Annotated in this window: 8 protein-coding genes; 2 read left to right on the forward strand and 6 right to left on the reverse strand. The window is 71.7% G+C overall.

Translation table 11 applies throughout. From position 1 onward, the window contains the following. Window positions 1-129: 129 nt before the first annotated feature. From AB0N02_RS04165 to AB0N02_RS04175, 3 genes are all read right to left on the reverse strand, one after another. On the reverse strand, window positions 130-1,770 hold the full coding sequence (locus AB0N02_RS04165) for a phospho-sugar mutase (RefSeq protein ID WP_363942453.1): 1,641 nt from the start codon (window positions 1,768-1,770) through the stop codon (window positions 130-132). A gap of 273 nt (window positions 1,771-2,043) precedes the next feature. Further along, on the reverse strand, window positions 2,044-2,847 hold the full coding sequence (locus AB0N02_RS04170; RefSeq protein ID WP_363942456.1) for a purine-nucleoside phosphorylase: 804 nt from the start codon (window positions 2,845-2,847) through the stop codon (window positions 2,044-2,046). A gap of 194 nt (window positions 2,848-3,041) precedes the next feature. Next, window positions 3,042-3,494 (reverse strand): gamma-glutamylcyclotransferase, encoded by a 453-nt coding sequence (locus AB0N02_RS04175; RefSeq protein ID WP_363942458.1) that lies wholly within the window; start codon window positions 3,492-3,494, stop codon window positions 3,042-3,044. A 276-nt stretch (window positions 3,495-3,770) separates the two neighbouring features. Here AB0N02_RS04175 and AB0N02_RS04180 point away from each other — a divergent pair, with 276 nt between their 5' ends. Together AB0N02_RS04180 and AB0N02_RS04185 are read left to right on the forward strand one after the other, a co-directional pair. Then, window positions 3,771-5,165, forward strand: coding sequence for an NAD(P)H-quinone dehydrogenase (locus AB0N02_RS04180; protein ID WP_363942523.1), 1,395 nt, complete (start codon window positions 3,771-3,773; stop codon window positions 5,163-5,165). A gap of 230 nt (window positions 5,166-5,395) precedes the next feature. Next, entirely contained in the window at window positions 5,396-6,223 is an 828-nt protein-coding gene (locus AB0N02_RS04185; RefSeq protein ID WP_363942460.1) for an alpha/beta fold hydrolase, read from the forward strand. 56 nt (window positions 6,224-6,279) lie between these two features. On the opposite strand, the gene AB0N02_RS04190 is transcribed toward AB0N02_RS04185, so the two are convergent. The 3 genes from AB0N02_RS04190 to AB0N02_RS04200 form a co-directional block, all read right to left on the reverse strand. Beyond that, window positions 6,280-7,479: a pentapeptide repeat-containing protein gene (locus tag AB0N02_RS04190; protein ID WP_363942462.1), complete on the reverse strand. Its 1,200-nt coding sequence runs from the start codon at window positions 7,477-7,479 to the stop codon at window positions 6,280-6,282. Between the two features lie 201 nt (window positions 7,480-7,680). Continuing rightward, a complete protein-coding gene (locus AB0N02_RS04195) occupies window positions 7,681-9,054 on the reverse strand; it encodes a hypothetical protein (RefSeq protein WP_363942464.1) in 1,374 nt (457 codons plus the stop codon). 416 nt (window positions 9,055-9,470) lie between these two features. Beyond that, window positions 9,471-9,884 (reverse strand): biotin/lipoyl-containing protein (locus AB0N02_RS04200; protein ID WP_363942466.1); only part of this gene is annotated, 414 nt, incomplete at its 5' end.

Below are 9,884 nucleotides of genomic sequence, written 5' to 3' on the forward strand. Positions count from 1 at the left end.
TCCGCGAGCGAGGCGTTCAGGGCCGGGACCTTTCCGGGACGGGAGGGCGGCCGCCGCGTTCCCGCGACGGGGAATGCGGCGGCCGCGTCCCGTGACGGCCCGGCATGCCGTGTCTCCGGGCCCGCCCTGTCACAGGCCGAGGGCCGCCGAGAGGTCGGACCTGACGGCGTCGAGATCGCGTACGGCCTGCTCCCGGGCCTCGGAGACCTCGCCGGTCACCGGCACGACGACCTCCAGGTAGCACTTGAGCTTGGGCTCGGTCCCCGAGGGGCGGACCACCACGCGGGCTCCGCCCGACAGGCGGTAGCGCAGGCCGTCGGTCGGGGGCAGGCCGGGCGAGCCCTCGCTCAGGTCGTCCGCCGACTCGACCTCGCGGCCACCGAGCTTGACCGGTGGCGCGGCGCGCAGGCGGGCCATCGCGTCCGTGATCAGTGACAGGTCGTTCACCCTGACCGACAGCTGTGACGTGGCGTGCAGGCCGTACCGGCGGGCCTGGTCGTCCAGGAGGTCGAGCAGGGTGCGCCCGTCCCGCTTGGCCTGGGCCGCCAGGCCCGCGACGGTCAGCGCCGCGCCGATGCCGTCCTTGTCGTGGACGGGCAGTCCCGCGTCGGAGCCGACGCTGTATCCCAGCGCCTCCTCGTAGCCGAAGACCAGCCCCTCCCCGGCCTTCATGATCCACTTGAAGCCGGTGAGGGTCTCGGCGTGGCGCACGCCGTACTCGGCGGCGATCTTGCCGAGCAGCGACGACGAGACGATCGTGGTGGCCACCAGACGGTTCTCGCCCGAGGTCTGCCGGATCACGTGCTCGCCGAGCAGCGAGCCGACCTCGTCGCCGGTCAGCATCCGGTAGCCCCCGCCGGGCAGCGGCACGCCCACCGCGCAGCGGTCGGCGTCGGGGTCGTTGGCCAGCACGAGCTCGGCGTTGTTCCGCCCGGCCAGCTCCAGCGCGAGATCCATCGCGCCCGGCTCCTCCGGGTTGGGGAAGGCGACGGTTGGGAAGTCCGGGTCCGGGTCAGCCTGGGCCGCCACGACCGACGGGGCGTCGAACCCGGCCGCCCGGAAGGCGTGGATGAGCGTGGCGTTGCCCACGCCGTGCAGCGGGGTGTAGGCCACCCGCAGCTTCCGGGCGTCACCGAGTGGAAGCGCCGTCACCGCCGCCAGATAGGCGGCCACGACCTCGCCGTCCAGCTCGGTCCACTCCGAACCGAGGGGTAGCTCCGACACCGGGCCCACAGCGTCGATCGCGGCGGAGATCTCCGCGTCGATCGGCGGCACGATCTGGGAGCCGTCGCCCCAGTAGACCTTGTAGCCGTTGTCGCGGGGCGGGTTGTGGCTGGCGGTGACGGTCACACCCGCGTCGGCGCCGAGATGACGTACGGCGAAGGCCAGCACCGGGGTCGGCAGCGGGCCGGGCAGCACGGACGCCTGCAGCCCGGCACCGGTGAGCACGGCGGCGGTGTCGCGGGCGAAGACGTCGGACTTGTGGCGGGCGTCGTAACCGATCACGACGTGCCGGCCGGGACCGAGAACCCCGGCCAGTCCGGCGGCGGCGCGCATGACCGTGACCCGGTTCATCCGGTTGGGGCCGGCGCCGAGCTCGCCCCGCAGGCCCGCGGTGCCGAACTCCAGCTTGGCGCCGAACCGCTCGCGCAGCGCGCCGTCGCCGTCCTCCGGAAGCCGCTCCAGGAGCGCGGCGAGTTCGGCCCTGGTCTCCGGGTCGGGATCCTGGGCCAGCCAGGACCGTGCGAGCCGTACAAGATCGCTGCTCATCGTCACCTCTCGCTGCGGCGGGGGCCTTGAGCCGGTCACCGGCCGCCCGTACCGGCTGCCCTCGTCGGTCGTTCTCGTGGAGCCCGGGGTTTCCCGGACTCCGGAAAGGGGCGCCGCCCGCCCCGTGGCCCGCTCTGTGGCCCGGCGCTCGGTTCGCGGTCCGCTGCCCGGCCCGCGGTCCGGCGCCCGGCCTGTTGCGGTCCGCTGCTCGGCTTGCGGTCCGGCGCCCGGCCTGTTGCGGTCCGTTGCCCGGCTTGCGGTCCGGCGCCCGGCCTACAGCTTGGCGACGACCTTGGCGAGCAGACCGCCCATGCGCGCGGCGGTGGCGCGGCCGACCGCGAGCACCTCCTCGTGGTTGAGCGGCTCGCCGACCAGGCCCGCGCCCGGGTTGGTGACCAGCGAGACCCCCAGCACGTCGGCGCCGCCCTCGCGGGCCGCGATGGCCTCCAGCACCGTGGACATGCCCACCATGTCGCCGCCGAGGATCCTGCACATGCGGACCTCGGCCGGAGTCTCGTAGGTCGGCCCGCGGAAGGCCACGTAGACGCCCTCGGCCATCGACGGCTCCACCTCCCGGACGAGGTCGCGCAGGCGCGGAGTGTAGACGTCGGTCAGGTCGACGAACGTGGCGCCGGTGATCGGGCCGGCACCGGTCAGGTTGATGTGGTCACTGATCAGCACCGCCTCGCCGACCTTCTGGGTCTCGGGACGCAGTCCACCGGCGGCGTTGGTCAGCACGACCGTGCCCGCCCCCGCTCTGATCGCGGTCCGCACACCGTGCACGACCGGCTCCACACCGCGGCCCTCGTAGAGGTGGGTGCGGCCGAGGAAGATCAGCGCGTTCTTGCCCGACTCGGTCCGCACCGCGCGGATCCTGCCCGCGTGACCCGCCACGGCGGGAGGCGCGAAACCGGGCAGGTCGGTCACCGGGATCTCGGCGATCGTCTCGCCGATCGCGTCGGCGGCCGGGACCCAGCCCGACCCCATCACCAGCGCGACGTCGAAGGAGTCGACCCCGACAGCGCCCTTCAGGGCGATCGCGGCGTCCGTGGCGAGTGCATATGGGTCGTTGGTCACCTCACCGAGCGTACTCGCCGTTCCGCCGGACCACGCGGCGAGCTTCCCACGTCCGCGACGGGCCGCGGTCCGGGCCGATGGCCGGACCTCATCCGGACTTCACGGGGTGCCGGGCCTCCCGTGCCCGAGCCGTACCGCGGGCGTGTCGCGGACCGGACCCGGTGTCACGGATCCGGTGTCGCGGACCGTTCCGATCAGCTTCCCAGCGACGTGCAGGGACGGCTGCGCAGATCCTTGACGTAGTCGTCGGGCGCGCCCGCGTTCTCGGCGGCCTCGGCCAGGAGGCCGAGATAGCGTGCGGAGGGCAGGCCGCCCTCGTAGCCGTCGATCACGTAGAACCAGGCCACGAGCTCACCCTCCAGGGTCTGAACCCTGAGCCTGACCTTGTGGTGAAGACCGCGCGCGGCGCCCTCCCACTGGTCGAGAGAGGTCTCGTCCCACTCGGGAACGTCGTAGAGCACGACGAAGACCTGCTCGAAGGGGTCTTCGACGATGGTGGCGAGAGCACCCTCCCAGCCGAGGTCGTTCCCGCCGAACGTGAGGCGCCAGCCCTGAAGCCAGCCCGATCCCCGCATGGGGGAATGAGGGGCCCGCTGGGCCATCTGCTTCGGGTCCATGTTGCTGCCGTAGGCGGCGTAGACAGGCACGGCACCCAACATTAATCGAAGTTTCGGCGGAGGCTCGCTCAGCCTCGGCGCCGTGTCGGTTTCCTTTGACTCCGGCTGACCCCGGCCGCCTCCGATTGACCTCGTCCCGGCCTCGGGCGTACCGTCCGCCCGACCCCGGCTGACCTGCGGGTCGGCTCTCGGAGCCCGCTCCGAACCGTTTTCCGGGGAGTTCTCCGGAAGGTTTGGGATCGCGTTTGTGGCACTGAAGGGGCCCCAGCGAGTGATTAGCCCGAAAGGTGCGGGACAATGGAGTACGTGACGAGGATCGTGATCATCGGTGGCGGGCCCGGCGGGTACGAGGCGGCACTGGTGGCCGCGCAACTTGGAGCACAGGTGACCGTGGTCGAACAGGACGGTCCCGGCGGGGCCTGCGTCCTCACCGACTGCGTGCCGTCCAAGACGCTGATCGCCACATCAGTGCGTAAACAGGCGCTTCTCGACGCCAGCATGCTCGGCGTGCACTTCACCGGCGGCCCCGACGGGGACGTCGGCGGCGTCATCGCCGACATGCCGCTGGTCAACACGCGAGTGAAGGACCTGGCCCAGGCGCAGTCCGCCGACATCGCCGCACGGCTGGCCGCCGAGGGGGTGGAGGTGATCCAGGCCGCCGGACGCCTGGTCGACCCCCAGGTGGTCAGGGCCGGGGACCGGACGATCCGGGCCGACATCGTGATCGTGGCGACGGGCGCCACCCCGCGCATCCTGCCCTCCGCCGAGCCGGACGGCGAGCGCATCCTCACCTGGCGGCAGATGTACGACCTGGAGGAGCTGCCCGAGCACCTCATCGTGGTCGGTTCCGGTGTCACCGGCGCCGAGTTCGCCGGAGCCTACCGCTCGCTCGGCTCGGAGGTCACGCTCGTCTCCTCACGCGACCGGATGATGCCCAACGAGGACGCCGACGCCGCCGAGGTCCTGGAAGAGGTCTACCGGCGCCGCGGGATGAACGTCATGGGTCGTTCCCGGGCCGAGTCCGTCAAACGCACCGCGGACGGCGTGGTCGTGACGCTGGAGGACGGCAGGACGGCCGAGGGCACCCACTGCCTGATGACGGTCGGCATGATCCCCAACACCAGCGGGATCGGCCTTGAGGAGGTCGGGGTCACCCTCGACCGGGGCGGCTTCATCCAGGTGGACAAGGTCTCCCGCACCTCCGCGCCCGGCGTCTACGCGGCCGGCGACTGCACCGGTGTGCTCATGCTCGCCTCGGTCGCCGCCATGCAGGGCCGGATCGCCGTCTGGCACGCGCTGGGCGAGGCCGTACAGCCGCTGCGCCTGGCCACCGTCGCCTCCAACATCTTCACCGACCCCGAGATCGCCGCCGTCGGCATCACGCAGAAGGCGATCGAGGCCGGAGAGATCGAGGCCAACGTCGTCAAGCTGCCGCTGGCCACCAACGCCCGGGCCAAGATGCAGGGCTTCAACGACGGCTTCGTGAAGCTGTTCTGCCGCCCGCACACCGGCATCATCCTCGGCGGCGTCGTGGTCGCCCCCCGGGCGTCCGAGCTGATCCTGGCGGTCTCGGTGGCCGTCCAGCAGCGGCTCACCGTCGACCAGCTCGCCCACACCTTCGCGGTCTACCCGTCGCTGTCCGGCTCCATCACCGAGGCGGCCCGCCGCCTGATGCAGCCGATGACCCCCAGCGGGATCTGACCGCCTCACCCGGGGGCCGCGCCTGGCGGTCCCACCCGGGGGTATGACCTCATCCGGGAGGTCGCGGTCCCGTCCCGGGAGTGCGATCCCGTCCCGGGAATGTGATCGCGTCCCGGGAATGTGATCGCGTCCCGGCGCGTTCCTCCCGTGTCCCGCACCGCGCTCTTTACAGTGCCCTTCACAGCGCCCGGCGCCCACCGCGCCGGGGCTTCGCAGACGCCCGGAGTGTCATGATGCGTGTCGACGTCAACGGCATCGGTCTCAACGTCCAGGTCAGCGGGGAGGGGCCCGCCGTGCTGCTCGTGCACGGCTATCCCGACACCCACGCCTGCTGGCGGCACCAGGTGGCGGCGCTGAACGCCGCCGGATACCGGACGATAGCCCCGGACCTACGCGGATTCGGTGCCTCCGACAAGCCCGCCGGGCTGGAGAACTACGAGATCGAGCGGTATGTCGGCGACCTGTTCACGGTTCTGGCCGATCTCGGCGTCGAGCGGGCGCACCTGGTGGGTCACGACTGGGGGTCGGCGCTCTCACAGATCCTCGCCGCGATCGCCCCGGAGCGGGTGGCCAGCCTCGCCTGCCTGTCGGTCGGCCACCCCGCCGCGCTGGCCGCCGCGGGCTGGAGGCAGCGGGAGAAGTCCTGGTACATGCTGCTGTTCCAGTTCACCGGCGTCGCTGAGCAGTGGCTCAGCCAGAACGACTTCCGCAACCTTCGCGAGATGCTGACCGAGCATCCCGACTCCGAGGAGGTCGTCGAGCGCATGCGCGACCCCGAGGCGCTCAGCGCGGGCCTGTCGATCTATCGCACCGGAGTCCGGCCGGAGACGATGGTCGCCCCGCCCCGCGACCTCCCTCCCCTCCAGGTGCCCACGCTGGGCGTGTGGAGCACCGGCGACCGGTTCCTCACCGAGGAGGCGATGACCGGTACGGCCCGGCACGTCAGCGGCTCCTGGCGATACGAGCGCCTTGAGGGGCCGGGCCACTGGATGCAGCTGGAGGCCCCCGACAAGGTCAACGACCTGCTCTTGGAGCATCTGGCCGCGCACCCCGTCTGACCCCCGGGACCCCCGGGACCCCCGGGATCAGGATCCCGGGAGTCCCTTGCGGGGGATCAGCGGGAGGTTCTCGCCCGCAGCCTGCTCAGGGCGTTCCTGCCGTCCTGTACGGCGCGAGCCACGAAGTGCAGCTCCTCCGGCTGCCTGGCGACCGCCAGCGCGTTCTTGGCCGCCTCGTAGGCGTCGATCGCGTGCCGCCAGTCGCCGTCGGCGGTCATGCCGCCCCGCCCGCTGACCTGGAACTCGTAGTCGAGCTGGTCGATCTCCTCGCCCAGCCGGGTGATGTCCTCCTCCGCGCCACGCCGCATGAGCGCGAACCTGGCGTTCCGCCTGGCCCGCCGCTGGGCGCTGACCCCCCAGATCACCACGGTGAGGGCCAGGCCCACGGCGCTGAGCACGACCATGACGAGCCCGACGGACGGGCCGCCCCGGGTGCCCGCGGGCTGCTCGCTGGGGGTCTCGCTCTCCTCGGGCCGGGTCGGGTCACCGGCGGAGGTGGGGATCGACGGCATGTCGATGCCCTTCGGCGTCCCCTTGGCGCCGGTCAGGTCGGCGTCGTCGGCCTGGACGAACGAGGCCGCCTCGATCAGCGCGCCGTTGAAGTCGGCGCCGTCCAGCTCGGCCTGGTCGAACACGGCCTCCCTCAGGTCGGCGTCCTTGAACGTCGCGTTGCCCAGGTCCGACTGCCCCATCTTGGCCTCGTGCAGCTTGGCCCGGGTGAAGTCGGCCTTGCGCGCCTTGAGCTGACCGGGCTTGCTCTCGTTGAGGTCGGCGTCGACCAGCTTGGCGCTGACGAAGTTGACCTGGGTCAGCACGGCCCTGGTCAACTTGGCGCCGGTCAGGTCGGCGTAGGGGAACTCGGCCTGCCCCGCTTCGGCGTCGACCAGGATCGCGCCGCGCAGGTCGGCGTGGTCGGCGTGCATCTGGCCGAGGTCGGCCTCGCTGAGGTCGGCCTCTCGCAGATCGGCGTATTTCAGCGTGGCCTGGGTGAGGTTGGCCTGCTTGAGATCGGCGCCGCGCAGGATCGCTCCGGTCAGGTCCTTCTGGATGAGCTCGACCCCGCTCAGCTTCGCCTTGGTCAGGTCGGCGCAACGCAGGCTGTAGGGCAGCTGCGCGCCCTTGGTGAAGTCCTTGCCGCGCAGGTCGGCGCCCTGGCCCGGCTTGCACGGCCCGGCGGCGGCCTGGGCGGGGGAGAGCATGGACCCTGACAGTGCGAAGATCGCAGCGAGGAGTGTCAGGGAAACGGAACGACGCACGGGATCCTCCTTGAGAGCAGTCCCGATCGTGTCAGTGGATCATTGCATCCCGCTAGACGGCTGCTTGCACCCCTTACGGGGGATATGTCAATCCGCCGGGCCGTTCCGAAGATATCGGCCACCGCACCCCGACCGGAACGACGAAGGGCGCGCCCCCTCGGGGAACGCGCCCTTTCCGGCTTTCAGCGGTGACCGGAGCGACTACCAGTCGCCGCCGCCGAAGTCACCACCGCCGAAGTCGCCGCCGCCACCGAAGTCGCCCCAGCCGCCACCGCCGAAGTCGCCGCCGCCGCCGAAGTCAGCGCCGCCGCCCCCGTCGGCCAGCCCCTGCTCGTAACCCGCGCCGTAGCCACCGTAGCTGTGGCCCCAGCCGCCGCTCAGCACGCTTCCCATCACCGTGCCGACGAGCATCGCGCTCATGACGTCGCCGAAGCCGCCGTAGTAGCCGTAGGCGTAGGGCTGGTAGGCCGGGCCCGCGTCGTAGTAGGGACGGTAGTGGCCGTCGACCATGACCTGACGCGTCTGCGGCTCGAAGCCGCGCTCGATCGCCTCGGCGTCGGCCGCGCAGGCGGGCACGTCGCGCACCGCGCCGCCGGGCGGGGCCCAGCGAACGTCACGGACCGAGGGGCCGTGCTGCGGGTTGAAGAAGCACGGCGAGCGCCGCTCGGGGAGCGGCAGGTTGTTGACCCTGGCCTTCACGCAGGCGAGGGCGTAACGGCCCTCCTCCAGCGCGGTGGTCACGCCGCGGAGCTCGTCGGGGCGCTTGACCGCCGCCAGCTCCACCTTGGCCCGCTCGTAGGAGTCGAGGGCGCGCTGCCAGTCCTGCTGGTGCGCCGCGCTGTCGCCGAGCAGCTTGACGTCGGTGTCCAGGTCGGTGATCTCCTCACCGAACTTGGTGACGTCCTCGTCCACGGTCTGCTTGACGGCGGCCAGCTCGGCGGCCTCGCGGGCCTCGCGCTGCTTCTTCTTCTTGCGAGAGTAGAAGAAGATGCCCAGACCACCGGCCAGGGCCAGCACCAGGATGCCGACCAGCACGCCCCCGCCGGAGCCGCCGGACGAGCTGGAGGAGCTGGAGGAGTCGGAGCTGAGGCCGGCACCCGTGCCCGCGTCCTCGGCCAGCTTGACGAAGTTGATCACGTTGTCCGTCGGGCTGGTGCCCGTCTTGGCGCGGCCAAGGAGCTCGTCGACGTCGACGCCCTTGATGTTGGACACGCCGAACGGCGTCTTGCCGCTCATGACAAGGATGGTCGACTTGCCGCCCACGTCCTTGCGGAGCGAGGTCAGCAGGGTCCTGGCCTGGGAGTTGCTGGTGATCGAGCCACTGGGCAGCATCGCGAGGTAGACCGAGGAGGTCTTCTCCACGGCCTCACGCATGGCGTCGGTGGCGTTGGTGGGAAGACCGGCCGCCGGATCGACGTAGAAGTGGTCCCCGTCTTTCAACCCTGACGAGATCGTGCTCGGGTCGGGCGCCGCGGCGTTCGCCGCCGGCGCGATCATGAAGATGGCCAGCAGCCCGGCGAGCAACGCGATGATCGCGGCACCGAGGCGACCTGGCGCTGATGTCTTGGTGGTCACGGCAGAAAGCCTCCTTCGCCCTGAATGACGAGCGAGTGGACGTCAGAGTTCCCTCCCTGACCGTATCCTTTCCCACTCCGGTCGAGGGACAGCCTCCACACTACGGACACCCTGGCGTCGCCCACAGTACGGACACCCCGGCGTCGCCCACCGCCCATGCTCGGTCGTACTCGGGCGCCGGTACGGCGAGCGGTGACGCCGAGCCGATCGGCGCCGGTGAACGGCGAGCACCCCGTCTTGCTCCACCGCCTACACCTTCTCCCTCACCCCCGTCGCCGCACATGCCCTTCCACCCCACCGTCCATGCTCGGTCGTACTCGGGCGCCGGTACGGCGAGCGGTGACGCCGAGCCGATCGGCGCCGGTGAACGGCGGGCAGCCCCGCTTACCTCGCCCGGCCGGGCGCCCGGGGCCGGGTCAGGTGTCGCGGATGTCACAGATCGCCGCGCCCGCGCTCACGCTCTGCCCCACCACCGCACGCAACCCCGCCACCACCCCACCCCGATGCGCGGTCAACGGCTGCTCCATCTTCATCGCCTCCAGCACCACGATCACATCCCCCGCCGCGACCACGTCCCCCTCGGCCACCGCGACCTTCACGATCGTGCCCTGCATCGGACTGACCAGCCCGCCCCCACCGGCCACCACCGCCCCACGCCCCCCGGAACCACCCCGCCGCACCCGACCCCGCCCCGACCCCACACCCGCACCCGAACCCGAACCACCCGCGCCCGCTGGCAGGCCCGAAGCGCCCAGCCCGGCCGGCAACACCACCTCCAGCCGCTTACCCCCCACCTCCACCGTCACCCGCTCCCGCTCACCGGCCCCGCC

It is taken from the genome of Streptosporangium sp. NPDC051022 (genome assembly GCF_040683035.1).
Classification (GTDB): Bacteria; Actinomycetota; Actinomycetes; order Streptosporangiales; family Streptosporangiaceae; genus Streptosporangium.